We start from the raw sequence: 25383 nt of genomic DNA, 5'->3' as shown, positions 1-25383 counted from the left end.
ACGATGCATCTCCAAGACCTCTGGTTCATCGCCATCGCCGTCCTGTGGACCGGCTACTTCTTCCTCGAGGGCTTCGACTTCGGCGTGGGCGTCCTGACCCGCGTCCTGGCGAAGGACGAGACCGAGCGGCGCGTCCTGATCAACACGATCGCGCCGGTCTGGGACGGCAACGAGGTGTGGCTGCTCACGGCGGGCGGCGCGACCTTCGCCGCCTTCCCCGAGTGGTACGCCTCCCTGTTCAGCGGGTTCTACCTGCCGCTGCTGCTCGTCCTGGTCGCGCTGATCGTGCGCGGCGTGGCGTTCGAGTACCGCGGCAAGCGGGACTCCGACCGCTGGCGGAAGGGCTGGGACCACGCGATCTTCTTCGGCTCGCTGGTGCCCGCGTTCCTGTGGGGCGTCGCGTTCGCGAACATGGTCCGCGGCGTCGCGCTGGACGGCCGCCATCTGTACGTCGGCTCGGTCTTCGACCTGCTGAACGTCTACTCGCTGGTCGGCGGCCTCACCACGCTGCTGCTGTTCACCTACCACGGCGCGGTCTTCGCCGTCCTGAAGACCCACGGCGACATCCGGGACCGGGCCCGCGCCCTGGCCGCGAAGGTCGGCGTCGCGACCGTCGTCCTGGCGGCGCTGTTCCTGATCTGGACGCAGGTCAACCACGGTTCGGCCGCGACCGCGATCACCGCCGTCCTGGCCGCGCTGGCGCTCGTCGGGTCCTGGGTCCTCACCCGGACCGAGGGCAGGGACGGCTGGCGGTTCGCGCTGTCCGGCACGGCGATCGTGTTCACGGTGGTCACGCTGTTCGTGTCGCTGTATCCGAACGTGCTGCCGTCCACGATCGACGCGGCCAACAGCCTCACCGTGGACAACGCGTCCGCCACGCCCAAGAGCCTCGGCATCATGACCTGGGTCGCGGTGATCTTCCTGCCGCTGGTGCTCCTGTACCAGGGCTGGACGTACTGGGTGTTCCGCAAGCGCATCGGCGTGCGCGACATCCCCGCCTACCAGCACTAGAGGCAGGTGCGCGATGCCCAGACCGCTTGACCCGAGGCTCGTCCGCGAGGCCCGCGCGACCGCGCCCTACCTGGTCGCCTGCGCCGTGTCCGGCGGTCTGGCCGCCGCCTGCGCGCTCGCGCAGGCGGCGCTCCTGGCCCACGGGATCGCCGCCCTGACCGTCCCGCTCGCGCTGATCGGCGTCGTCGCGTTCCGGGGGCTGCTGGTGTGGGGACAGCAGGTCACCGCCCACCGCGCCGCCGCCGGAGTGAAGGCGCAACTGCGCGCGCGGGTGCTGGACAAGGTCGTCCGGAACCGCCCGGACGGCTCGTCCGGCGAGATCACCGCCCTGGTGACGCGCGGGGTCGACGCGCTCGACCCCTACTTCGCCGGGTACCTGCCGCAGCTGGTGCTGTCGGTGATCGTCCCGGTGACGGTGGTGGTCGCGCTGCTGGTCACCGACCCGCAGTCGGCGGTGATCGTCGCGGTGACGCTCCCGCTGATCCCGATGTTCGGCGCGCTGATCGGCCTCTACACCGCCGGCCGGACGCGCCGCCGCTGGCGCAGCCTGGAGGTGCTCGCCGGGCACTTCACCGACGTCGTCACCGGCCTGCCCACCCTCAAGGCGTTCGGACGGGCCAAGGCGCAGGCCGCGCAGATCGAGCGGATCACCGGCGAGCACCGCCGCGCGACGATGGGCACGCTGAAGATCGCGTTCCTGTCGGCGCTGGTCCTGGAGATCGCGGCCACGCTGTCGGTCGCGCTGGTCGCGGTCTCGGTCGGGCTGCGGCTGGTGTCCGGGTCGCTGACGTTCGAGACCGCCCTGTTCGTCCTGATCCTCGCGCCCGAGGCGTACCTGCCGCTGCGCGCGGCGGGCGCGCAGTTCCACGCCGCGCAGGACGGCGTCGCCGCCGCCGAGAAGATCTTCGCCGCCCTGGACGCGCCCGGCGTCTCCGTCCCCGAAGAAGGGTCGGCGCGCCCGCACGGCGAGATCCGCGTCGAGGACGTGACCGTCGTGCGGCGCGACCTGGTCGGACCGTTCTCCTTCACGGCCCCGGCCGGGGAGCTGACCGTCCTGGCCGGGCCGTCCGGGCTCGGCAAGACCACCCTGCTGGACGTCCTGCTCGGCTTCACCCCCGCCGCGTCCGGCCGCGTCCTCGCGGACGGCGCGGAGGTCACGCCCGGGGACGAGTGGCGCCGCGGCATCGCCTGGGTCCCGCAGCGGACGTTCCTCATTGCCGGGACCGTCGCCGACAACATCGCGCTCGCCGTCCCGGGCGCGTCGGGCGCCGCCGTCCGGCGCGCCGCCGAAGCGGTCGGTATCACCCGCTTCACCTCGCTCGACGCCGAGGCGTCAGCGCTCTCCGCAGGTCAGCGGCAACGCGTGGCGCTCGCCCGGGCCGTCCTGCGCGTCGACCTGCTGGGCACCCCGCTCGTCCTGCTGGACGAGCCGACCGCCCACCTCGACCCCCGCACCGAACTCGAGGTCCTCGACCTCCTCGACGGCCCGCTGCGCGGCCGGACGGTCATCGCCACGACCCACCGCAGCGCCCTCCTCGAACGCGCCGACCACCTCGTCCGCCTCGACACCGTGCCGGTGCCCGCATGACCGCGCAGGAGGCGACCATGAGTGGTTCTTCCACCACCCGGCGGCCGGGATTCCGGCTCGGGCTGGCCGTGCTGGCCGGGGCAGGGGCGCTGAGCTGCGGTATCGCGCTCATGGCGACCTCGGCGTGGCTGATCTCGCGCGCCTCGCAGCACCCGCCCGTCCTGTACCTGATGGTCGCGATCGTGTCCGTCCGGGCGTTCGGCATGGGACGCGGCGTGCTCCGCTACGCCGAACGGCTCGTTTCCCACGACGCGGCCCTGCGGCTCCTCGCGCGCACGCGCGTCCGCGTCTTCGAACGGCTCGCCGACCTGACCCCGGCCGTCCGGCCGTCCGGTGACGGCGGGCCGCTCGGCGTCGTCCTCGACAACGCCGAAGGCGTCGCGGACCGCTGGTTGCGCGGTGTCCTGCCGATGGCGTCCGCCGCGATCGCGTGCGGCGGCGCCGTCGTCCTGGAATGGTGGCTGCTGCCGTCCGCCGGAGCCGTCCTGCTGGTCGGCCTGCTCATCGGCGGCCTGGTCGCGCCGCTGCTCGCCGCGTCCGGCGCCCGCCGCGCCGAGCTCCGCGCCGCCGCAGCGCGCGCCACCCTCACCGCGCGCACCGCCGAAACCCTGGACGGCCTGCCCGAACTCGTCGCCTTCGGCGCCCTCCCGGACCGCCTCGCCGTCCTCGGCGACGCCGACCGCGCCGTCACCCGCGCCGCGTCCCGCTCCGCCTGGACGGCCGGACTCGGCTCGGCCCTCACCGTCCTCGCGACCGGCGCGTCCGTGCTGGCCGCGCTGGCCCTCGGCGTCCCGGCCGTCCGCGACGGACACCTCTCGCCCGTCCTGCTCGCGGTGATCGTCCTGACGCCCCTGGCCGCCTTCGAGGCGGTCGCCGAACTCTCCCAGGCCGCCCAGCGCCTCCTGCGCGCGCGTGAGGACGCCCGCCGTGTCGCCGCCGTCCTGTCCCTCCCGGACCCGGTGACCGAGCCCGCCGCCCCCGCGCCCCTCCCGGACGGCCCTCCCCACCTGCGCATCGACGGCGTGACGGCCCGCTGGCCGGGCGCCGCGTCCGACTCCCTGCGCGAACCACGCCTCGACCTCGACCTGCCCCCGGGACGGCACATCGCGATCATGGGCGAGAGCGGCGTCGGCAAGTCCACCCTCGCCGCCGTCCTCGCCCGCTTCCTCGACTACGACGGCTCGGTCACCCTGTCCGGCGTGGAACTGCGCGACCTGCCGTCCGACGACGTCCGCCGCGTGATCGGCCTCAGCGGCCAGGACTCCCACGTCTTCGACACGACCCTCGCCGAGAACGTCCGCCTCGCCCGCCCCGGCGCGTCCGACGACGACGTCGCGGACGCCCTCCGCCGCGCCGGCCTCGGCCCCTGGCTCGACACCCTCCCCGACGCCCTCGCCACCCGCGTCGGCGAACACGGCTCAGCCGTCTCCGGCGGCCAACGTCAGCGCATAGCCCTGGCCCGCGCCCTCCTGGCCGACGTCCCCGTCCTCGTCCTGGACGAACCGGACGCCCACCTCGACGACGCCACCGCCGTGACCGTCCTGACCGACCTCCTGAAAGCCGCCGCCGACCGCACCGTCATCCTCATCACCCACCGCAACGCCATCCCCGGCGGCGACCCCGTCCTCCGCCACATAGACGAGGTCATCACCCTCCAACCCACTGCCTAGAGCGAGTGTGGCCGGGCGCCTCTCAGGCTGCCCGCGAACGCGACGGCCGGGGCCCCGACCGCCGCCGCCCCCCGTGGCAAGGATCGCAGCACCGCGCCGGGCACGAATCCGAGCTCCCGCAGCCCCCCGTTGCGCGAGGCGACCCGCCGCACCCGCACCACCGACCCAGGCGAGCAATCCGCGACCGTCATCCGCGTCGCCGCACAATCGCTTAGGTAGACCCACTCACGACTGCGCGTGGAAGGCGGGGCCCTGGGGGTATGCCATTCCGCCGCCTTCTGGCGGGTCAGGGGCGGCCGGTGGCGCCGCCCAGCAGGGCGCGGTGGTTCTCCGACAGCCCGGACGGCAGTTCGTCCGGCGCGAACCACCGGGCCTCCAGCACCTCGGACGGGTCGAGCCGCAGGTCACCGCCCGTCAGGCGGGCCGTCCAGTAGGTCTCGACGCGGTACAGGTAGCCGCTGAACACCGCGACCGGCGGGCCGGACACGGCGACCTCCAGGCCGGTCTCCTCGCGGATCTCCCGCGCGGCGGCGTCCTCCAGCCGCTCCCCGGCGTTGACGTAGCCGCCGGGCAGGCCCCACGGCCGCGACTCGGGCCACAGCCGGTGCCGCAGCAGCAGCACCCGGCCCTCCTCATCGTGGAGGACGCCCGCCGCGTACACGAGGAAACCGTGATGCCGCCAGCGGACCAGCCGCCACTGCCAGCGCCCGTTCAGCCTCCGCCAGATCCCGACTCCGATCGCACGCACCCGTCCATCCAACCGGAACCAGGGCGCAACCTGTCCTATCGGGGGGTTTCGGGGACGTTCACCTGACGCTTACGGTCGGCCTCCTAATGTGCGACCCACGTGGTGGCCGGGTTCGCGGTGCGGGTGTGAGGGAACCCGGCCACCCCGCTCGCCGCCACCGACGCCCACGACGGAGGCGCGCTGCCGGGTCAACGGCCGTTCTTGCCGGCGGACAGGACGGTTCGGACCAGCTTGGGTGGGCCCGCCTTCTTTCGCTGGGAGCCCGTGGCCTTCTTTTGGGCCGCCTTGACCTTTTTCTGGGCGGCCTTCATGGCGGCGGCGCCGGCCACCATTCCGGCGGCCGTCCTGCGCCGCCGGGCCTTCGCCTTCGCGGCGGCCTCCTTGCGCGCGGCCTTCACCTCGGCGAGGGCCTCCCGGCGCTTGGTCATGACGTCCGCCATGGCCTCGCGCCGGTGCGCCTTGATCTCGGCTTCCGCCTGTTTGCGCAGCTCCTTGGTATTGATCCCGCTATGGGCGCGCGCGTCGTGGAGCTGATGGCGCAGCTCCGCGGTGTGCGCCCGGGACGGCGCCCCCGACAGCATCAGCAGCGCGCCGAACAGCGCCGCGTTCTTCAGCAGGTGGGACCGCTCGCTCGCGCGCCGCTCCGGATCGTCCTCGGTCCAGTAGCGGTGCTCGGTCGCGAGCGCGGGCACCAGCTGGACGGCGGCCAGCAGCGTGACGAGCCTGCGGGCCCGCCCGCTGAGCAGCAGCGCCCCCGTGCCGAGACTCACCGCGCCCTCGAGCCGGACGAGGGCCACAGGGTCCTTCGGCAGCCAGCCGAGCCGGTCGGCGATCGGCTTGACGGTGGGCGCGACCTGGTCGGCGCGGGGACGAGGATCGCGCAGCGCCTCCAGGCCGGTGATGATGTACGGGGCCGCCACCAGGGTGCGGACCGGACTCGTGATGGGTCGCATGATGGGCTTCATGCCCACCACTTCGTCGGTCAAGCGCGGCAGGATGGGGCCATGTGCGGACGCTACGCCACCACGAGGGCGCGCCAGGAGCTGCTCGACCAGTTCGCGATCCAGGCGGACGAGACCGGCGATGACCTGGAGCCTGACTACAACGTCGCCCCGACCGACCCGGTTCCGGCCGTCCTGATCCGGCATCCCGGAGGGGACGCCGAGGAGGAGGCGGTGCGCCAGCTGCGCATGCTGCGCTGGGGCCTGGTGCCGTCCTGGTCCAAGGATCTGTCCGGTGGCGCGCGCATGATCAACGCGCGCGTCGAGACCGTCTCAGAGAAGCCCGCCTACCGCCGGGCCTTCGCCCGCCGGCGCTGCCTGCTGCCCGCCGACGGCTACTACGAGTGGTACACGCTCGAGGCCGATCCGGCCGTGGACGAGAAGGGGCGCAAGAAGAAGCCGCGCAAGCAGCCCTTCTACATCCACCCCAAGGACGGCGAGGTCATGGCGATGGCCGGGCTCTACGAGCTCTGGAAGTCCCCCGAGGGCGAGTGGGTGTGGACCTGCACGCTGATCACCACCGACGCCCCCGACGACCTCGGCCGCATCCACGACCGGATGCCGATGGTCGTCACCCCGGACCGCTGGGACGCCTGGCTCGACCCCGCCCTCACCACGCCCGACGAGGTGCGGAGCCTGCTCGTCCCCGCCATGGCCGGGACGATGGACGCCTATCCGGTCGCGCCGCTCGTCGGCAACGTGAGAAACAACGGCCCGCAACTCATAGAACCCGCCGCGAACGGGGATAGTCCAGGCAGTGCTTCCGAAGCCCTGTTCTGACGCCCCCGCCACGAGGATCAGGCGCGGCCCCCCGCGCCCGGGGCTCCGGAAGGAGAACGGAGCGCCGTGGACACCGTCGACCTCGTCACCGCCCGCGCCCGCCTGGAAGAGCAGCGCGCCGAGCTGGACCGGTCCATCAAGATCCTGACCGGGGAACGCCCGGCCACCGAGTCCTCCGACGCCGACGCCGGCGCCTGGCTCACGGACGCGGGACGCGTCGAGGCCGCCCTCGCCTCCCTGCGCCGCCAGTGCGCCGCCGTCCAGGCCGCGATGCAGCGGGTGGCCGAGGGCACCTACGGCCTCTGCGTGACCTGCGGCAAGCCCGTCCCGCCCGGTCGCCTGGAGGCCCGCCCCGATGCCGCCCGCTGCGTCCCCTGCCAAGCCAAGCACGACCGCCGCCGCTGACCCCCGAAGCCCCCCGCAAGGCGAAGCCCTGTGACGGACGACGCTCCCTGACGGACGACGCTCCCTGACGGGCGGAACTCCCTGGTGGACGGGCCTTCCGACCTTCCGACAGCTGAGTCAGATGCGGACCGCGCTGGCGAGGAGGTGGATGCCCAGGGACTCGTCGCCCGGCGGGACGTTGAGCTCGGTCCGGACGAGCCGGGGCAGCGCCCCCGGGGACGTCGCCATCACGTGCTCGACCGTGGACGCCGACAGCGCCGTGCGCGGCCGGATCCACTCCACCTCCAGGCCCGCGTCCGTCAGCAGCTCGCGCAGCTCGTCGGACTGGAAGCAGCGCGTGATCGTGCCGTCCGGCCAGGGGACGAGGACGACCTCGGCGCGCGGCACGTCCGACAGGTGCGCCCAGCAGTTCTGCTCGGCGAGCAGCGCCATGCCGAGCGTCAGCGAGTCGACCGTCAGCAGGACGCGCCCGCCGGGCCGCAGCACCCGCGCGATCTCGGCGACCGTGGACTCGGCGACCAGGTGCCGCGACAGCATCCGGTTCTCCGCGATCACGGCGTCCACGCACCCGTCCGCCAGGAACGCCGCCGCGCCCGGGTCGCCGACCACCCGCCGCACCTCGCCCGGCGGCACGGCCGGATGCGCCGGGCCGAGTCCGGGGATCCGGGCCCTTCCGAGGGGTGTCCGGGGGCCGGGCGTGATCCCGTTCACCGGCAGCCCGCGCCCCGTGCGCCCGCCGGTGCGAAGGCCGTTCGTGCGGGCGCCGTCGTCCGGCATCCCGTCGCCCCGCGCCTCCGGCACCCGGCCGTCCAGCGCCGTACCCGGGCCGTCCAGGGCTGTGCCGCCCGGGACCGGGCCGTCCGCGGCATGATCACCGCCCGGGACGATCGGGACGGGCGGCTCCGGCGGGCGGTCGAGGACCTCGAGGACGGTGTGGCCCGACCGGGCGGCCTGCCGGGCGAACCGGCCGCCGCCGCCGGAGAGGTCCAGCACTCGCGCGGGGTGGCGGGGGAGCCACCGGGCGAGCTGGGCGGCGGCTACCGCCCAGTAGAAGGTCCAGTAGGGGCCGAGGGCACCGCCGTCGGCCTCCCCCGAGGCGCCGGGGGCCTCGCGAAGACTGGCGATGGTGGGTTCTGGAGGCTGCGCCGGCACCGGTAGCAACGCTTTGCTCCTGTTCTCGCCGTGTATGAGCTTTCTTCCCCGCCATCCCGGACATCACCCTCCGTGCAGGATTTGGGGAAGGTGATCCGAACCGTCCGGAAACTTGTTCGCCGCGTCACCCCCGGTAGGGGAATCGAACCGACCCTCTGTGCGTTGTGACGCACCATGACGGTCCGCACGCGTCGCGGAGCGAGGCACAGTAGTACAACGGAGGGGCGCTTGATGACCACAGCCGTTGCCGGGGCACGAAACGGTAAAACCGTTCCGCTGCCGCGAGGCTCGGCCCCCGACGGCGTTATGCGCGCTGCCGGACCGATATCGTCTGTGGTGTACGACGCCAGGGGAGGCGTCGCCACAGCCGAGGGGGTGGGTCTGGTAGCGGGCACCACAGAGACCGTCGAGGAGCGTCAGCAGCGCTTCCAGCGCGACGTGCTCCCGTTCTTGGACCAGCTGTACTCAGCGGCGCTGCGCATGACGCGCAACCCCGCGGATGCCGAGGACCTCGTCCAGGAGACGTTCGCGAAAGCGTTCGCGTCCTTCCACCAGTTCAAGGAGGGGACGAACCTCAAGGCCTGGCTGTATCGCATCCTGACCAACACCTTCATCAACTCCTACCGCAAGAAGCAGCGGCAGCCGCAGCAGTCGGCGACCGAGGAGATCGAGGACTGGCAGCTCGCCCGCGCCGAGTCGCACACCTCGTCCGGCCTGAAGTCGGCCGAGGCCGAGGCGCTCGAGCACCTGCCCGACTCCGACGTCAAGCGCGCGCTGCAGGACCTGCCGGAGGAGTTCCGGATCGCCGTGTACCTCGCCGACGTCGAGGGGTTCGCCTACAAGGAGATCGCCGAGATCATGGGCACCCCGATCGGCACGGTGATGTCGCGGCTGCACCGGGGCCGGCGCCAGCTGCGCGGCATGCTGGAGGACTACGCTCAGGACCGTGGCCTGACCCGCGCGGGGGAGGGGTCGAAATGATCCCCCTTCCGGACCGTACCGGTGTCCGCCCCTGGAAGGTGAATGAGCGATGAGCTGCGGCGACCACCACGAGACCTCGTGCAGTGAGGTCCTCGCCCGGGTCTACACCTACCTGGACGGGGAGCTGGACGAAGGCGGCTGCGGCGAGGTGCGCGAGCACCTGGACGAGTGCGGGCCCTGCCTGCGCGAGTTCGGCCTCGAGGAGGCCGTGAAACGCCTGGTGAAGAAGGGTTGCGAGTGCGAGGCCGCACCCGACGACCTGCGCGCCAAGGTCCTCGGCCGCATCGAGCAGATCTGCGTCGAGCTCAAGCAGACCGACGGCAGCGCGCCCGCCTGACCACCGCCCACCTGACCACCGCCCGGCGGGCCGCCTGACGGCTGTCCGGTGGGCACCCGGGCGGCCCAGTAGGGTGCTGGGATGCGCGTTCTGGTCACCGGCGCGGCCGGGTTCATCGGGTCCCACCTGGTCGATCGGCTGCTGGCCGACGGCCACGAGGTCGCCGGGGTGGACGATCTGTCCACCGGACACCACCGCAACGACGCGATCGAGCTGTGGCGGGCCGACGTCGCCGACCCCGCCCTCGCGGCGCGGGTCGCGGCCTTCGGGCCCGAGGTCGTCTGTCACCTCGCCGCCCAGGTCAGCGTCCGGGTGAGCGTCGGCGACCCGCAGGCGGACGCCCGGACGAACGTGCTCGGCACCACCAACGTGCTGGAGGCCGCCCGGCTCGCCGGCGCCCGCAAGATCGTCTTCACCTCCAGCTGCGCCGTCTACGGCGTTCCGGACGCGATCCCCGTCCCGCCGGACGCCCCGCTGCGCCCCGCCTCGCCGTACGCCGCGTCCAAGGTGGCGGGCGAGGTCTACGCGGGCATGTACACCGCCCTGCACGGCCTCGACCACACGATCCTGACGCTGGCGAACGTCTACGGCCCGCGGCAGACGCCCGAGGGCGAGGCCGGGGTCGTCTCGATCTTCACCGACGCGCTGCTGGCCGGGAAGCCGACCAGGGTGTTCGGCGACGGCGGTCAGACCCGCGACTACGTCTACGTCCTGGACGTCGTGGACGCCTTCGCCCGCGCCGCCGGGCACGACGCGTCCGGGATGCGGCTGAACGTCGGCACCGGGCTCCAGACCACCGACCGCGAGCTGCACACCCTCGTGGCGCGGGCGGCGGACGCCCCCGACGAGCCCGCCTTCGCGCCGCCGCGCCTGGGCGACCTCCCGGCCATGGCGGTCGACGCGTCCCGGACCGCTGAGGCCCTCGGCTGGCGCCCCCGCACGTCCCTCGCGGAGGGCCTTGCGGAGACCGTCGCGTGGGCCCGGTCGACCTGATCCACAGGGGTTCATGACCCCGCCCTGAAAGGTGCACGTGCAGGTGGGTTGTGCGTGTACTGGGGGTGAGTGTTCGGGGCCGTTCGGCGACGCTGCGTGGTAGATAGTTCACGCTTTGCTCACGATTCCCGGCATGCCTGTGTGACCTGGGTCTCCCGCGTTAGGCTTGTGCCCGGAAACAGCGACGGGAGCACGTTCCCGCCCTGGGAAGGGCCGGAAACGGGCTCACCCGGGCGGATCCGGGCCGCGACCGCGGCCCGGGTGGATCCCGGATCACGGGGGGAGGCTGAAAGCCGATGTGTGCAACTCCGCAGAGGACCGGTGACGGTCCCGTCGGGCACGCCGAGGTGTCGTCGCTGACTGTGCGCAAGGGCGTGTCCTGGGCCTAGCCGCCCGGACCTGACCGCCCGGGCCGCCCGCCCGGGCCTAAGATGCCACGGGTCCCGGGACGCGGCCTCGCGCTCCCGGGCAGGGCGGCGTCCGCCCGCCCGCCGTCGAGGGGGACGTTCCCCTCAACGGGCCTCCGTCCCCGCCGGGGGGACGGGAACGTCGACTCCCGGAGGGGGCGGCATTGCGTGGACTACCTCTGGCTGCCTGGGCGTACGTCTGCGGTGTGGTGGCCCTCGCGGTCGGACTCATCGGGACGGCGTCCTACGCGGAGGTGGACTGGCGAACGCTGGCCGTGCTGGCCCTGCTGTTCCTGGTCTGCGACTCCGCGCCCGCGCGGCTGAACGTCGCCAGAGCCAGGGTCTCGCTCAGCTTCGCCGCGAGCCTGGCCTCGGTCGTCCTGGTGGGCGCCGCCGGCGCGGCGCTGCTCGGCGGCTGCGCCCTGATCACCGGGCAGCGCTTCTTCGCGCCGGTCAAGCGGTTGTTCAACGGCGCGCAGTTCGTGCTGAGCGGGTTCACCGCCGGGACGGTCTTCACCGTCCTCGGCGGGCACCGCTTCGAGCCGCAGCAGGCCCAGTGGGCCGAGCACGTCATCGGCCCGTTCCTCGGCGCGCTCGTCACGTTCGTGTTCGTCAACATGGCGCTGACCGCCGGCATCCTCGTGCTGTCCCGGCAGGCCGCGCCGCGCGAGCTGGTGCGCGAGTCCGGGACGGTCGTGGTCGGGTTCCTCGGCTACGGCATGTTCGGGCTGCTCATCGCCGGTCTGTGGCCGCGCGTCGGGCCGTTCGCCGCCGTGCTGGTGCTGCTGCCGCTGTTCATCGCCCGGTGGGCGTTCGAGCAGGCGCACGACCAGCGCAAGGCGCACGCGGCGACTCTGGCGGCGCTCTGCCAGGCCGTCGAGACCAAGGACTACTACACCCGCGGCCACTCCGAGCGGGTGTCGCGCGGGTCGGTGATGATCGCGCAGGAGATCGGGATGCGGCCGGACCGCGTGGAGGCGATCCGGTACGCCGGGATGCTGCACGACGTCGGCAAGCTCGGCGTCCCGACCAAGGTGCTGCGCAAGTCCGGCAAGCTCTCCGAGGAGGAGTTCGCGGCCGTGCAGCTGCACCCGATGCGCGGGCTGGAGATCGTCCGGGAGATCGGGTTCCTGGACGAGGCGCTCGCCGGGATCATGCACCACCACGAGAAGATGAACGGGCGCGGCTACCCGATGGGCCTGGCCGGGGACGAGATCCCCGAGTTCGCGCGGGTGATCTCGGTGGCGGACGCCTTCGACTCCATGACCTCCACCCGCTCGTACCGGGCGGCGCGCAGCATCGAGGAGGCCGTCGCCGAGCTGCGCCGCGGCATGGACGACCACTTCGACCCGGCCATGGTCGAGGCGTTCCTGCGCGCGCTCGACCGGGACGGCTGGGAGCCGCCGGCGTCCGAGCCGCCGCCCGACGACGACGTCGTCGAGACCACGCAGCAGGACCATGACGACCCGAGCGCCCCCATCCGGGTCGAGGGCGACGAGCCCGCCCCGGGGAAGGACGCGTCGTGTCCGGAGCCCGGAGGGAACGACGCCGGGCGGCCCGCGGCCGGGGACGGGGCGTGGCGGCGGTGAGCGCGACCTCGCGGGGAGCGGCGCGGCGCGCGCCCGCCTCGCGGCCGGCGCGTTCGGGCTGGCAGGCCGTGGATCCGGGGCAGTTGCTGCTGGTCGCGGCGGCGGTGCTGCTGGTGATCGGCGCGGTGACGCAGGTCGCGGCGTCCGGGCTGCGGCAGCCGAACGTCGCGGTGGTGTTCGGCGTGCTGATCGCGCTCGGCGAGCTGTTCCGCATGCTCATGCCCGGGAACCGGGAGGTCGCGCCGATCGCGACGGCCGGGGCGATCGGGTACGCGCTGCTCGCCGGGGTCGGACCGCGGGGCGCTCCGAAGGACGCGCCGTTCGGCGGGGTCCCGGCGACGCACTCGGCGTTCCAGGTGGTCGCGGTGACGGCGGTCGCGGCGCTGCTCGGGTCGCTGCCGCACCTGGCGGTGGGGCGTCCGCCCCGTCCGGACGCGGTGGCGCGGCGGCTGATCTCGGTCGGGGCGGTGGCGCTGTGCTTCCGGCCGCTGCTCGGCCTGCACCTCGGCTGGCGGGTGCTGCTCGTCGTGATGGTGGTCGCGGCCGTCCTGGCCTGCGCGGTGGACCTCGGGCTGGCCGCGCTGATCCGCGCCGAGGCGGTCCGGGCCCGGTTCGGGATCGCGATCCGGGACGAGTTCACCGCGAAGGCCGGGCTGTGCGCGGCGACCGCCGCGACGGCGATGCTGATCGCGGTCGCGACGACCGCGCTGGGGCCGGTGGCGCTGGCGGTGTTCACCGCGCCGATCCTGGTCACGCAGGTCGCGTTCCGCCGGTACGCGGGGATCCGCGCGACGTATCTGCAGACCGTCCGGGCGCTGTCGCGGGTCACCGAGGTCGGCGGGTACGTGGAGCGCGACCACTCGCGCCGGGTGGCGCGGCTGGCCGTCGCGATGGGCCGCGAGCTCGGCATGTCCGAGGCCGAGCTGCTGGAGCTGGAGTACGCGGCGCTGATGCACGACATCGGGCAGCTGTCGCTCGGCGACCCGATCCCGGGCGGCGCGACCGTCCTGGCCGCGCCGGGACAGCAGCTGCGCATCGCCGAGCTCGGCGCGGGCGTGATCGAGCAGACCGGGGTGCTGGACGGCGTGGCGCGGATCGTCCGGCTGTCGTCGGCGCCCTACCGCGCCCCCGCCGCGCCGCCGTCGGACGGGCGGGTCGAGACCGACCGCCAGCTGCCGCCGGGGCCGCCGCTCGCCAGCCGCATCATCAAGGTCGCCAACGCCTACGACGACCTCGTCGGGGACTCCAACGACCGGGACCGGGGCGCGGCGGTGCTGGAGCGCCTGCGGCTCGACTCGGCCGCCGAGTACGACCCGTCGGTGGTCGAGGCGCTCAGCCGGGTCGTGGACCGGCGTCCCCGCACCTAGCCCCTGGTTCGCCCGGTTGAACAAGGGCAGGTGAACGGGAGGCCAACGTGGCGCACGGACAGACCTAGCGCCCGGTATTTGTGGCCGGACGGTTCGGACCCGCGGGCGTGTCGCCGTTAGGTTGGGTGCTGCGGCCCGGAACCGACAGAAGAAGGATGTGTCCGCAGGTGTTCGAATCGGTCCTGGTGGCCAACCGCGGCGAGATAGCCAGCCGTATCACGCGCACGGTGCGCGGTCTCGGGCTCAAGGCGGTCGCCGTCCACTCCGACGCCGACGCCGACCTGCCGTTCGTGCACGAGGCGGACGAGGCGGTGCTGATCGGCCCGTCCGCTCCCGCGCAGAGCTATCTGCACGCGCGCTCGGTGCTGGAGGCGGCCCGGCGGCACAACGCGCGCGCCGTCCACCCGGGATACGGGTTCCTGGCGGAGGACGCCGGGTTCGCGCGCGCCGTGCACGCGGCGGGGATGGCCTGGGTGGGCCCGCAGCCGCTGACGATCGCGCGGCTCGGAGACAAGATCAACGCGCGGAACCTGATGAAGGAGGCCGGGGTCCCGGTCGCGCCCGGCGTGTGGGAGCCCGTCCCGGACACCGAGACCGCGCTGGAGGAGGCCGCCCGCATCGGCTACCCGGTCATGGTGAAGGCGGCGTCCGGGGGCGGCGGCATCGGGATGGGCGTCGCGCACGACGAGGCGCGGCTGCGCGCGGTGTACCCGGCGGCGCGGTCTCGCGCGGAGATGTTCTTCGCCAGCGCGGACGTGTTGCTGGAGCGGTTCGTGCGCGGCGCGCGGCATGTCGAGGTGCAGGTCATCGGCCGTCCGGACGGTTCGGTCGTTGCGCTCGGCGACCGGGAGTGCTCGGTGCAGCGCAGGCACCAGAAGATCGTCGAGGAGGGTCCGGCGCCGGGCCTGCCGGAGGCGCTGCGTGCGCGGCTGCACCGGGCGGCGGTCCGGGCGGGCGAGGCGGTCGGCTACCGCGGCGCCGGGACGGTCGAGTTCCTCATCGACCCGGTGACCGGCGAGTTCTACTTCGTGGAGATGAACGCGCGGCTGCAGGTCGAGCATCCGGTGACCGAGATGCTGACCGGCCTGGACCTGGTCGAGCAGCAGCTGCGGGTCGCGGCGGGGGAGCGGGTGTCGTTCGCGGGCGTCCGGTCCCGGGGCCATGCGATCGAGCTGCGCGTGTACGCCGAGGACCCGTTCCGGTTCGCGCCGCGTCCGGGGCGGATCCGGGTCTGGGAGGAGCCGGTCGGGCCGGGCATCCGGATCGACGCCGGGTACGCCGAGGGCAACAGCGTCACGCCGTACTACGACCCGCTGCTCGCCAAGCTCATCGTCCACGGTGACACCCGGGACGCGGCGCTCGCGCGGGCGCGCGCGGCGGTCGCGGCGTTCCGCATCGAGGGGACGCTGACAACGAACCTGCCGTTCCTGGCCGAGCTTCTGGACAACCCGGAGTTCGTCTCCGGCCGGTACGACACGGGAATCGTCGGGCGCATGCGTCCGGCCTCGAACTGAGGATCAGGGTGGGGGACGGTACGGTGCGTGCTGTGACCAGCGATGTCTACTGCGACCGGTGCGGGGAGGAACTCCGCGCCGGCGACCACGCCGCGTGCCAGGCGGCCCGGGCCCTGGAGCCGCCGCGCTACTGCGGGCACTGCCGCCGCCGGATGGTCGTCCAGGTGACGCCGCTCGGCTGGACGGCCCGCTGCGTGGAGCACGGCACGACCTCGTCCTGACCGGGACCGCCTCGCCGTCGTCTTGCGTGAACATGCCAAGGCGGCGGCGTTCGCGTTGGCGGAAGATGCCAAAGTTCCGGAGGCCGCCGAGCTGGTTCGGTGCGCCATCTGGGGTGGTCGAGCGGTGGCCCGGCGGCGGCGCGGCGCGGGACTTGCCGGGCGGCGGGCGGCTGGTTACGGTGCCGCTTAATTGAAAAGAAACTTTCCTAACTGATCAGCTGCAGCGTTCATCGGGGTCTCGGGGATCGGGGTTCACGTCCGTCCGTCGTCACCGTGCCTCAGGAGTCGCGTTGCGCTCTCGAACCAGCCCACCTCCGCGCGTTCCCGCCGTGATCGCCGTGCTCACGGCCCTGCTCGCCGCCCTGCTCGTCCCGCTCGCCGCCGTCCCCGCGCCCGCTCGGGCCGACGGGACCCCCACCGCCACGTTCACGAAGGTCTCCGACTGGGGCTCGGGGTGGCAGGGGCAGTTCACCCTCACGAACGGCTCGTCCCAGACCGTCAGCGGCTGGAAGGTCGCGTTCGACCTGCCCTCGGGCACGACCGTCGGGTCGTACTGGGACGCCCTGCTCACCTCGGCCCCGCCCCACCACACCTTCGCGAACCGCGAGTACAACGCGTCCATCCCGCCCGGCGGGACGGTCACGTTCGGGTTCCTCGGCGCGGGCTCCGGCGCGCCCGCGAACTGCACGCTGAACGGCGCGTCCTGCTCCGGCGGGACGAACCCGCCCGGCGGGCTCGGCACGCCCGGCACGCCGTCCGTCAGCGGGCGCACCGACACGTCCCTCACCCTGACCTGGACGGCCGGGACCGGCACCCCCACCGGCTACCGCGTCTACGAGGGCTCCACGGTCGCGGCGACCGCCTCCGGGACGACCGCGACGCTGTCCGGCCTCACCGCCTGCTCGACGCACACCTACACGGTCAAGGCGTACGACGCGAAGGGCGAGTCCGCGGCGAGCGCCGCCGTCACCGGGACCACCACCGGATGCGCGACGGGGCCGCTGCCCAAGCACTTCCTCACCGGCTACTGGCAGGACTTCGTCAACTCCGCCAAGCCGCTCAGGCTCGCGGACGTCCCGGGTGAGTACGACCTGGTCGCCGTCGCGTTCGGGGACGCGACCGGCAAGCCCGGCGAGGTCGCCTTCAACCTCGACCCGGGCCTGTCCTCGGCGCTCGGCGGTTACACGGACGCGCAGTTCAAGGCCGACATCGCCACGCTGCACGCCAAGGGCAAGAAGGTGATCCTGTCGGTCGGCGGCCAGAACGGGACCGTCCAGGTCGGGGACGCGACGTCCGCCACGACCTTCGCCTCCAGCATGGGAAGGATCATCAGCGCGTACGGGTTCGACGGCGTCGACATCGACCTGGAGAACGGCGTCAACCCGGCGTACATGGAGCAGGCGCTGCGCGCGCTGCGCTCCCAGGTCGGCGCGAACCTGATCATCACGATGGCGCCGCAGACCCTCGACATGCAGTCGACCGGCGCGTCCTACTTCCAGCTCGCGCTGAAGATCAAGGACATCCTCACCGTCGTCCACACCCAGTACTACAACTCCGGCTCCATGCTCGGCTGCGACCAGAAGGTGTACGGGCAGGGCTCGGTCGACTTCATGACCGCGCTCGCCTGCGTCCAGCTGCAGAACGGGCTGCGGCCCGACCAGGTCGCGCTGGGCCTGCCCGCCGGGCCGGGCGCGGCGGGCGGCGGCGTCGTCTCGCCGAGCCTGGTGAACAGCGCGCTGGACTGCCTCGCGCGCGGGACGGGCTGCGGCTCGTTCAGGCCCGCGCAGACCTATCCGGACATCCGCGGCGCGATGACCTGGTCCATCAACTGGGACGTCACGAACGGCAACGGCTTCGCGAAGACCGTCCGGCCGCACCTCGACACCCTTCCGTAGTCCCCGTCTCCCCCCACCCCGAGAGAAGGATGACCATGCGATCTGCCCACGCGAAGGTCGCCCTCGCGGTCGCCGCCGTCCCCGCGGCGTCCCTGGCCGCCGTGCTGGCCGGTTCCGCCGGGACCGCGTCCGCGCACGGCACGATGTCCGACCCGCCGAGCCGGGTGTTCGCCTGCAAGCAGGAGGGACCGGAGAACCCGACGTCCGACGCCTGCAAGGCCGCCGTCGCGGTCGCGGGCACCCAGCCGTTCTACGACTGGAACGAGGTGTCCCGCCTGGACGCGGGCGGACGGTCCCGGGAGATCATCCCGGACGGTCAGCTGTGCAGCGCGGGCCGCGCCAAGTACCGGGGCCTGGACCTCCAGCGCGCCGACTGGCCCGCCAGGGCCGTCCGGCCCGGGCCGCTGACCGTCACCTACTACGCCACCGCCCCGCACCAGGACAGCAACTTCGACTTCTCCATCACCCGGGACGGCTGGGACCCGACGCAGCCGCTCCGCTGGGCCGACCTCGTCCCGCTCGCCTCGTTCACCCACCAGAACCCGTCCACGTACACCCGATGGACGCTGAACCTGCCGCAGCGCACCGGCCGCCACCTGATCTACTCGATCTGGCAGCGGGTCGTCGGCAGCGACGAGGCGTTCTACACCTGCTCGGACGTGGACTTCGGCGGCGGCACCACGCCGACCCCGCCCCCGACCACCCCTCCGCCCACGACGCCTCCGACCACCCCTCCGCCCACGACACCGCCTCCGACGCAGCAGCCCGGTGACACCTGGACGGCCGGGAAGACCTACGCGGCCGGTGACCAGGTCACCTACGACGGCGTCACCTACACCTGCCTTCAGGGCCATACCGCGATAGCGGGCTGGGAACCGCCGAACGCCCCGGCGCTGTGGCGTTCCGCGTGACCGTGCGGTGGGCCGTCCTCGCCGTGGCCGCCGCGTGCGCGCTGCTCCTGCTCGGACGATGTGGGCCGGCCGGTGGCTCCACGTCGCCCGCGGCGCCGCGCGGCGGCCCCGGCTTCAACCCCACCGACGTGATGTTCCTGCAGATGATGGCCCCGCACGAGGGGCAGGGCGTGACCCTGGCCCGGCTCGCGGACGGCTCGCCGGGCCGCCCGGTGCGTCCCGAGGTCGCGCGGCTCGCCGCCGCGATCGCCGGCACGCAGCTCACCGAGGTCCGGGCGATGTCGGCGCGGCTGCGCGACTGGCGCCGTCCGGCGACCGCCGCGCCCGGCTCGCACGCCGCGCACGGCGGGATGCCCGCGACCTCGCCCGCCGCCGTCCGGTCCGTCGAGCGCGGCCCGGCGGACGGTTTCGAGCGCGCCTTCCTCAACCTGCTCATCGCCCATCAGGACGACGCCGTCCAGATCGCCCGGATGGAGACCGCGCGCGGCGAGAACGCCTGGGCGCGTTCGCTCGCCGCGACCATCGACCGCTCACGTTCGGCGGAGATCGCCATGATGCTGGCGCTCCTCGACCCTCCGAAGTAGGTGACGGCCCATGCGCCGACTGCTCGCCGCCCTCGTTCCCCTCGTCCTCCTCGCCGCGCTCGCCGCTCCGGCGCGCGCCGCGGACGGACGCCTGACCGCAGCGTTCAGCCTGTCCGGGACGACCGGGAAGTACGTCGTGTCCAATCCCGGGACGACCGCCGTGTCCGGCTGGACGCTGGTGTTCCAGCTGCCGTCCGGCGTGACCGCGTCCAACCCGCAGAACGCGACGATCACCCAGAACGGCACGAAGGTCACGCTGAAGCCCGCGTTCTACATCGACACCCTCCAGGGCGGGAAGACCACCGAGCCGTACAGCCCGGCGTTCACCCTCAGCCAGGCCGTCCAGCCGACGTCGTGCCTGCTCAACGGCGCGAACTGCGACGGCTCGGGCGCGCCGCCACCGACCCTGACCGGGGTCACCGCCGACTACACCGTCAGCGGCTCGACCGGCACGTTCGTCATCGCGAACCACGGCACGACCGCCGTGAACGGCTGGACGGTCGTCTTCACGCTCCCGTCCGGCGTCACGGCGGGCAACGCGAACAACGGCTCGATCAGCCAGACCGGCACCACCGTCACGCTGACTCCCGCGTACTACAACACGACGATCGCGGCCGGGCGGACGACCGATCCGTACAGCCCGACGTTCACGCTCAGCTCGTCCGGCGCGGAACCGACGTCCTGCCGGGTCAACGACGCCAACTGTGACGGCACTCCGGACACCGCGCCGTCCGCGCCGACCGGGCTGAAGGTCGTCGTGAAGACGACCAGGTCCGTCACGCTCGGCTGGGACGCGGCGAAGGCCGGAAGCCTCCCGGTCGCCGCCTACGACGTCTACAACGGCTCCACGGTCGCCGCGACCGTGTCCGGGACGACGGCGACGATCAACGGACTGACCCCGAACACCGCCTACTCGTTCACGGTGAAGGCCAAGGACCGCAAGGGCAACGCGTCCCCGGCCGGCGCGGCCGTGTCCGTCACCACCAACAACCCCTCGGACGACACGACCCCGCCGTCCGTCCCCGGGGACCTGCACAGCACCGGGAAGGACTCCAGCAGCGTCAAGCTCGCCTGGGACGCGTCGACCGACAACAGCGGCGTCGCGAACTACGACGTCCTCGTGAACGGCAAGGCCGCCACGACCGTCACCGGGACGAGCGCGACCGTCACCGGCCTCTCGCCGTCCACGGCGTACTCGTTCACCGTGCTCGCCCGCGACCAGTACGACAACGTGTCCGCGCAGAGCGCGCCGCTCCAGGTCACCACGGATGACGTGGTCAGCGGGTACGCCCGTGTCGGCTACTTCGTGCAGTGGGGCATCTACGGACGCCAGTACTTCGTGAAGAACCTCGACTCGACCGGCAACGCGGCCAAGCTCACGCACGTCAACTACGCGTTCGGCAACATCGACCCGACCAACCTGACCTGCCTGGAGGGCGTCACCAAGGGCACCTCGTCCGACCCCGAGGACCCGAACCAGGGGGACGGCGCGGGCGACGCGGACGCCGACTACGCGCGGCCGATGTCGGCGGCGCAGTCCGTCGACGGCCAGGCCGACACCGGCTACGAGCCGCTGCGCGGCAACTTCAACCAGCTGAGGAAGCTCAAGGCCAAGCACCCGAACCTGAAGATCCTGATGTCGCTCGGCGGCTGGACGTACTCCAAGTACTTCTCGGACGTGGCCGCGACCGACACGTCCCGCAAGAAGTTCGTCTCGTCCTGCGTCGACACCTACATCAAGGGCAACCTGCCGTCCTACAACGGCGCGGGCGGCGCGGGAACCGCCGCCGGGATCTTCGACGGCATCGACGTCGACTGGGAGTGGCCCGGCGCCGAGGGACACCCCGGCAACCACGTCGGCGCGAACGACAAGGCCAACCTGACCCTGCTGCTCAACGAGTTCCGCGCCCAGCTGGACGCCCTCGGGCAGCAGAACGGCAAGCGCTACCTGCTCACCGCGTTCTCGCCCGCCGACCCCGCGAAGATCGGCGCGGGCTGGGACCTGCCCGCCACCGCCAGGTCGCTCGACATCTTCAACGTCCAGGGCTACGACTTCCACGGCGCGGGCAGCGACAACTCCTGGGAGCCGAACCGGACCGGGCACGCGGGCAACCTCTACACCGACACCAACGACCCGTACCCGTTCCACTTCAGCGTGGAGAACGCCGTCAACGCCTACCTCACCGCGGGCGTGAACCCGCGCAAGCTCGACATCGGGCTCGCCTACTACGGACGCGGCTGGCAAGGAGTCACCGACGGCGGCGTCCACGGCGAATGGCAGGCCGCGCAGGGGGCCGCGCCCGGACAGTTCCAGGAAGAGGCCGGGACGCGTGGCTACAGCAACCTCATCTCCAGCGTTCCTAACTGCACCGTCTACCACGACGAACAGGCCGTGGCGACGTCCTGCTACACCGGCGCCGGAGGCCAGTGGTGGTCGTTCGACGACCCGTGGTCGATCGGCAAGAAGACCGCGTGGCTGAAGAGCAAGGGCCTGCTCGGCGCGATGATCTGGGAGATGTCCGGTGACACCGGCACCCTGACCACCGCGCTCGACACCGGCCTGAACCAGACCGCCGCCAAGAAGTAGGAGAACGGAGTTCCCGCCCGGCCGTCACGTCCCCACGGCCGGGCGGGCCCATTCCCGTGGTCAGGCCGGAGGACGGCTCAGACGAGCGCGTCGCAGGACTTCTCGTCCGGCAGCAGCGGACGGACCCGGACCATGTAGACCTTCCCGCCGCTGCTGAACCGCGCGCCGAGGTCGGCCTTCGAGGCCAGCTCGCGGAGGCGCGCCGCGTCCCCGCCGGTGTAGATCGTGCACAGCCCGCCACGGGCGAGCTGCCGCCCCTTGCCGAGCGGCGACAGGGGCCACGGGATCGCACCGGGCGGCGCCGGGTGCTCGCCGGTGTCGAGCGCGCTGACCGCGAGCCGGTCCGGGCGGTAGACGTCCGGCGGGGACTGCTGGTCGCCGGTGGACCACTGGTCGGGTTGGAGCTTCTTCCACAGCGCGGTGGCCGCGATGTGCTGCTCCTGCGGCATGACGATCTCCGTCTTCGCCGAGCCCATCCAGATGACCAGGACCATCGCGTCCGCGACCTGGGTCTTCGTGTCGACCTTCCTGGACCGCTGGAGACCGGCCTTCCTCGCTTCGTCGAAGAACCTCTGCGCCACCGCCCGCTTCAGGTGGTACCGCTGGAGCCTGGACGTCCTCCCCGGCTTGCCGGGGACGATCGCCGTGCCGTCCGCGTAGAGGGAGAGGTCGGGGACCGTCCAGGGGCCGCCCAGGCCGGCCATGCCGCCCGTCATCCTCCAGCGCAGCACCAGCTGGTCGCCGCCCTGCCCCGGCGGGAGGGCGGTGGCCGAGGGGAGATCGTCCACGCCGTCCGCCTTCGATCCGCAGCCGGTGAGCAGGGAAACGCCCACCAGCACCGCTGCCACGCCTCGGGCCATCATGCCCGCCGGTCGTACGGAGGGAACCGCCATGCGGGTTGGACGCACCGCCGCCCGCCCCGGTTCCGCCCTGTTCCGGACGTCCCGCGAAAGGGGGGTCCGGGCGGCGTCTCCGCAGGTCGGATACAAACCCGGCGTCCGGACTCTGTGGGATTCCCCGAGCGATCTCCCGAGGACGCCACGCTAGTGTCACGGGCGTGAGCGTGATCGTGGTGACCGGGACCTGCACCGGAGTCGGGAAGACGGTGGCGACCGCGGCGGTGGCGTCGCTCGCCGCCGCGCGCGGCGCGTCGGTCGCCGTGGTCAAGCCGGGGCAGACCGGCGTCCTGCCCGGCGAGGACGGCGACCTGGCCGAGATCGGCCGGCTCGCGGGCCTGGACGACCTGCACGAGTACGCCCGGTTCGCCGACCCCCTGTCCCCGGCCGCCGCCGCCCGTCGCGCCGGGGTCGACCCCGTGGACCTGCCGTCGGCCGTCGGCCGGGTCACCGCCCTCGCCGCCGACCGCGACCTGGTGCTGGTGGAGGGCGCGGGCGGGCTGCTCGTCCGCTACGACGACGAGGGGAACACGATCGCCGACCTGGCCCGCTGGCTCGGCGCGTCCGTCCTGCTGGTCGTCCGGCCGGACCTCGGCACCCTCAACCACACCGCCCTCACCCTGGAGGCCATGGCCCACCGGGGCCTGAACCTGGCGGGCGTCGTGATCGGCTCCTGGCCGGACGACCCGGACCTGGCGATGCGCAGCAACCTGCACGACCTGGAGACGCTCGCCGCGCGCCCGCTCACCGGGGCGCTGCCGTCCGGCGCGGGCGCCCTCGACCCCGCCGAGTTCCTGGTCGCCGCGCACCGGGGGCTCGCTCCGGCGCTCGGCGGATCGTTCGACGCCGCCGCGTTCCGCGCGGCCCACGCCCCCACCAAGGAGAACCCGTGACCGACATCCTCGACATCGCCCGGCGCCAGGTCCTGGAGGAGGGGCGCGGCCTGGACGAGGCCCAGACCCTCCAGGTGCTGACCCTGCCGGACGACCGCGTCCAGGACGCCCTGGCCCTCGCGCACGAGGTCCGGATGCGCTGGTGCGGACCGGAGGTCGAGGTCGAGGGCATCGTGTCGCTGAAGACCGGCGGCTGCCCGGAGGACTGCCACTTCTGCTCGCAGTCCGGGCAGTTCACCAGCCCCGTCCGGTCGGTCTGGCTGAACATCCCCGAGCTGGTCGAGGCGGCGAAGGAGACGGCGAGGACGGGCGCGACCGAGTTCTGCATCGTCGCGGCCGTCCGCGGCCCGGACGAGCGGCTGATGTCCCAGGTCCGCGACGGCGTGAAGGCGATCAACGACGCCGTCGAGATCAACATCGCGTGCTCGCTCGGCATGCTCACCCAGGAGCAGGTGGACGAGCTGGCCGCGATGGGCGTGCACCGCTACAACCACAACCTGGAGACCGCCCGCTCCCACTTCGGGAACGTCGTCACCACCCACACCTGGGAGGAGCGCCGGGACACCCTGCGCATGGTGAAGGACGCGGGCATGGAGGTCTGCTGCGGCGGCATCGTCGGGATGGGCGAGACCGTCGAGCAGCGGGCGGAGTTCGCCGCCCAGCTCGCCGACCTCGAGCCCGACGAGGTGCCGCTGAACTTCCTCGCGCCGCGTCCGGGCACGCCGTTCGCCGGGTACCCGGTCGTCGAGGGCGTCGAGGCGCTGAGGACGATCGCGGCGTTCCGGCTCGCGCTGCCCCGGACGATCCTGCGCTACGCGGGCGGACGCGAGGTCACCCTCGGCGACCTCGGCACCCGCGACGGCATGCTCGGCGGCGTCAACGCGATCATCGTCGGCAACTACCTCACCACCCTCGGCCGTCCGGCCGAGCGGGACCTGGAGCTGCTCACCGAGCTCCAGATGCCGATCAAGGCCCTCTCGAAGACCCTCTGACGGGCCGCCGGGCCCGCCAGGCCGCCAGGCCGCCGGGCGGCCTGGCGGGCGCGCGGCTAGTCGCGCTTGAGCCGGGTGATGAACTTGTACCGGTCGCCGCGGTAGAGGGACTGGGCCCACTCGACGGGCTGGCCGGTGGTGTCGAAGGCGTGCCGGGACAGCAGCAGCATCGGCAGGCCCACGTCCACGCCGAGGAGCTGCGCGTCGTGCGGCGTCGCGAGGACGGTCTCGATCGTCTCCTCGGCCTCGGCCAGGTGGACGTCGTAGGCCGTGGCCAGCGTCTCGTACAGCGACCGGTGCCGGGCGAACTCGCGGCGCAGGCCGGGGAAGCGGCGGGCGGGCAGGTGGGAGGTGTCGATCGACATCGGCTCGCCGTCCGCCAGCCGGAGCCGGTGGATGCGCAGGACGCGCCCGCCCGGACGGATCGCCAGCAGGGCCGCGAGCCGCTCGTCCGCGCTCACGTACCCGGCGTCCAGGATGCGGGTCTCCGGGTGCAGACCGTGATGGCGCATGTCCTCGGTGTAACTGACGAGCTGGAGCTCCTGGGAGACCTTCGGCTTGGCGACGAAGGTGCCCTTGCCCTGGATGCGCTGCAGCCGCCCCTCGACGACCAGCTCGGCGAGCGCCTGCCGGACCGTCGTGCGGGACGTCTCGTACTTCTCGGCGAGCGTCCGCTCAGGCGGGAGCGGGCTGCCGGGCGGGAGCGAGAGGATCAGCTCGACGAGCAGTTCCTTCAGCTTGTAGTACTTCGGGATGCGCGGCGCGGAGGCCGAATGGTGACGGCCGATGTCGCTCAACGGCGTCCGCTCGTACCCGCCGGCGTGGCGGGACGGCGTGCCCCTGACCTCCGTCACGGCCTCT

Annotated in this window: 23 protein-coding genes; 18 read left to right on the top strand and 5 right to left on the bottom strand. The window is 73.0% G+C overall.

The annotated features are described in order from the left end of the window. Nucleotides 1-3 precede the first annotated feature (3 nt). The 3 genes from cydB to cydC are packed head-to-tail and all read left to right on the top strand — an operon-like array spanning nt 4 to nt 4269. Nucleotides 4-1011, top strand: a complete 1008-nt coding sequence (gene cydB, locus P696_RS0120595; protein WP_026413808.1) for a cytochrome d ubiquinol oxidase subunit II — start codon at nt 4-6, stop codon at nt 1009-1011. 13 nt (nt 1012-1024) lie between these two features. Further along, the gene (gene cydD, locus P696_RS46960; protein WP_034486038.1) at nt 1025-2599 is read left to right on the top strand and encodes a thiol reductant ABC exporter subunit CydD; all 1575 of its coding nucleotides are present in this window, start codon (nt 1025-1027) and stop codon (nt 2597-2599) included. A 17-nt stretch (nt 2600-2616) separates the two neighbouring features. Continuing rightward, a complete protein-coding gene (cydC, locus tag P696_RS46955) occupies nt 2617-4269 on the top strand; it encodes a thiol reductant ABC exporter subunit CydC (protein ID WP_170026532.1) in 1653 nt (550 codons plus the stop codon). 286 nt (nt 4270-4555) lie between these two features. Here cydC and P696_RS0120585 read toward each other — a convergent pair whose 3' ends face one another. Together P696_RS0120585 and P696_RS52690 are read right to left on the bottom strand one after the other, a co-directional pair. Next, on the bottom strand, nt 4556-5017 hold the full coding sequence (locus P696_RS0120585; RefSeq protein ID WP_026413807.1) for an NUDIX domain-containing protein: 462 nt from the start codon (nt 5015-5017) through the stop codon (nt 4556-4558). 188 nt (nt 5018-5205) lie between these two features. Then, nucleotides 5206-6003, bottom strand: a complete 798-nt coding sequence (locus tag P696_RS52690) for a DoxX family protein (protein WP_245627748.1) — start codon at nt 6001-6003, stop codon at nt 5206-5208. Nucleotides 6004-6021: 18 nt separating this feature from the next. Between P696_RS52690 and P696_RS0120575 the strand changes: the two genes are divergently transcribed. Then, complete coding sequence (locus P696_RS0120575; protein ID WP_026413806.1) at nt 6022-6798, top strand: SOS response-associated peptidase; 777 nt, start codon at nt 6022-6024, stop codon at nt 6796-6798. A gap of 66 nt (nt 6799-6864) precedes the next feature. Next, nucleotides 6865-7203, top strand: a complete 339-nt coding sequence (locus tag P696_RS0120570; RefSeq protein ID WP_026413805.1) for a TraR/DksA family transcriptional regulator — start codon at nt 6865-6867, stop codon at nt 7201-7203. 117 nt (nt 7204-7320) lie between these two features. Here P696_RS0120570 and P696_RS54615 read toward each other — a convergent pair whose 3' ends face one another. Further along, complete coding sequence (locus P696_RS54615; RefSeq protein WP_026413804.1) at nt 7321-8355, bottom strand: methyltransferase domain-containing protein; 1035 nt, start codon at nt 8353-8355, stop codon at nt 7321-7323. A gap of 306 nt (nt 8356-8661) precedes the next feature. Here P696_RS54615 and P696_RS0120560 point away from each other — a divergent pair, with 306 nt between their 5' ends. The 11 genes from P696_RS0120560 (at nt 8662) to P696_RS0120510 (ending at nt 21741) form a co-directional block, all read left to right on the top strand. Further along, the gene (locus P696_RS0120560) at nt 8662-9336 is read left to right on the top strand and encodes a sigma-70 family RNA polymerase sigma factor (protein ID WP_245627747.1); all 675 of its coding nucleotides are present in this window, start codon (nt 8662-8664) and stop codon (nt 9334-9336) included. A gap of 49 nt (nt 9337-9385) precedes the next feature. After that, nucleotides 9386-9673 carry a mycothiol system anti-sigma-R factor gene (rsrA, locus tag P696_RS0120555; protein ID WP_026413802.1) on the top strand — a complete coding sequence of 96 codons (288 nt, stop codon included), beginning with the start codon at nt 9386-9388 and terminating at the stop codon, nt 9671-9673. 81 nt (nt 9674-9754) lie between these two features. Beyond that, on the top strand, nt 9755-10666 hold the full coding sequence (locus tag P696_RS0120550; protein ID WP_026413801.1) for an NAD-dependent epimerase/dehydratase family protein: 912 nt from the start codon (nt 9755-9757) through the stop codon (nt 10664-10666). A 571-nt stretch (nt 10667-11237) separates the two neighbouring features. Beyond that, entirely contained in the window at nt 11238-12662 is a 1425-nt protein-coding gene (locus P696_RS46945) for an HD-GYP domain-containing protein (RefSeq protein WP_084337878.1), read from the top strand. Next, nucleotides 12659-14029 (top strand): HD-GYP domain-containing protein, encoded by a 1371-nt coding sequence (locus tag P696_RS0120540; protein ID WP_034486154.1) that lies wholly within the window; start codon nt 12659-12661, stop codon nt 14027-14029. The genes P696_RS46945 and P696_RS0120540 overlap by 4 nt, the downstream gene beginning before the upstream one ends. A 167-nt stretch (nt 14030-14196) precedes the next feature. Beyond that, the gene (locus tag P696_RS0120535; protein WP_026413799.1) at nt 14197-15543 is read left to right on the top strand and encodes an acetyl-CoA carboxylase biotin carboxylase subunit; all 1347 of its coding nucleotides are present in this window, start codon (nt 14197-14199) and stop codon (nt 15541-15543) included. A gap of 32 nt (nt 15544-15575) precedes the next feature. After that, nucleotides 15576-15764 (top strand): biotin synthase auxiliary protein BsaP, encoded by a 189-nt coding sequence (gene bsaP, locus P696_RS0120530; RefSeq protein ID WP_034486033.1) that lies wholly within the window; start codon nt 15576-15578, stop codon nt 15762-15764. 329 nt (nt 15765-16093) lie between these two features. Next, on the top strand, nt 16094-17659 hold the full coding sequence (locus tag P696_RS58815) for a chitinase (protein WP_026413797.1): 1566 nt from the start codon (nt 16094-16096) through the stop codon (nt 17657-17659). A gap of 35 nt (nt 17660-17694) precedes the next feature. Then, nucleotides 17695-18570, top strand: coding sequence for a lytic polysaccharide monooxygenase auxiliary activity family 9 protein (locus tag P696_RS46940; RefSeq protein ID WP_211245814.1), 876 nt, complete (start codon nt 17695-17697; stop codon nt 18568-18570). Next, nucleotides 18567-19154: a DUF305 domain-containing protein gene (locus P696_RS0120515; protein ID WP_245627746.1), complete on the top strand. Its 588-nt coding sequence runs from the start codon at nt 18567-18569 to the stop codon at nt 19152-19154. The genes P696_RS46940 and P696_RS0120515 overlap by 4 nt, the downstream gene beginning before the upstream one ends. A 10-nt stretch (nt 19155-19164) precedes the next feature. Further along, nucleotides 19165-21741: a glycosyl hydrolase family 18 protein gene (locus tag P696_RS0120510; protein WP_026413795.1), complete on the top strand. Its 2577-nt coding sequence runs from the start codon at nt 19165-19167 to the stop codon at nt 21739-21741. A gap of 77 nt (nt 21742-21818) precedes the next feature. Here P696_RS0120510 and P696_RS0120505 read toward each other — a convergent pair whose 3' ends face one another. After that, nucleotides 21819-22589 carry a hypothetical protein gene (locus P696_RS0120505; RefSeq protein ID WP_157429818.1) on the bottom strand — a complete coding sequence of 257 codons (771 nt, stop codon included), beginning with the start codon at nt 22587-22589 and terminating at the stop codon, nt 21819-21821. A 209-nt stretch (nt 22590-22798) separates the two neighbouring features. On the opposite strand from P696_RS0120505, the gene bioD reads away from it, so the two are divergent. Together bioD and bioB are read left to right on the top strand one after the other, a co-directional pair. Then, nucleotides 22799-23530 (top strand): dethiobiotin synthase, encoded by a 732-nt coding sequence (bioD, locus tag P696_RS0120500; RefSeq protein WP_034486030.1) that lies wholly within the window; start codon nt 22799-22801, stop codon nt 23528-23530. Then, nucleotides 23527-24522 carry a biotin synthase BioB gene (gene bioB, locus P696_RS0120495; protein WP_026413792.1) on the top strand — a complete coding sequence of 332 codons (996 nt, stop codon included), beginning with the start codon at nt 23527-23529 and terminating at the stop codon, nt 24520-24522. Before bioD ends, bioB begins: the two co-directional genes overlap by 4 nt. A gap of 56 nt (nt 24523-24578) precedes the next feature. On the opposite strand, the gene P696_RS0120490 is transcribed toward bioB, so the two are convergent. After that, nucleotides 24579-25376 carry a GntR family transcriptional regulator gene (locus P696_RS0120490; protein WP_084337874.1) on the bottom strand — a complete coding sequence of 266 codons (798 nt, stop codon included), beginning with the start codon at nt 25374-25376 and terminating at the stop codon, nt 24579-24581. Nucleotides 25377-25383: the final 7 nt, after the last annotated feature.

The organism is Actinomadura oligospora ATCC 43269 (assembly GCF_000518265.1).
Taxonomy (GTDB): domain Bacteria; phylum Actinomycetota; class Actinomycetes; order Streptosporangiales; family Streptosporangiaceae; genus Spirillospora; species Spirillospora oligospora.
The sequence above is the reverse complement of the archived record's forward strand: the minus strand, read 5'-3'. Positions and strand labels throughout refer to the sequence as shown.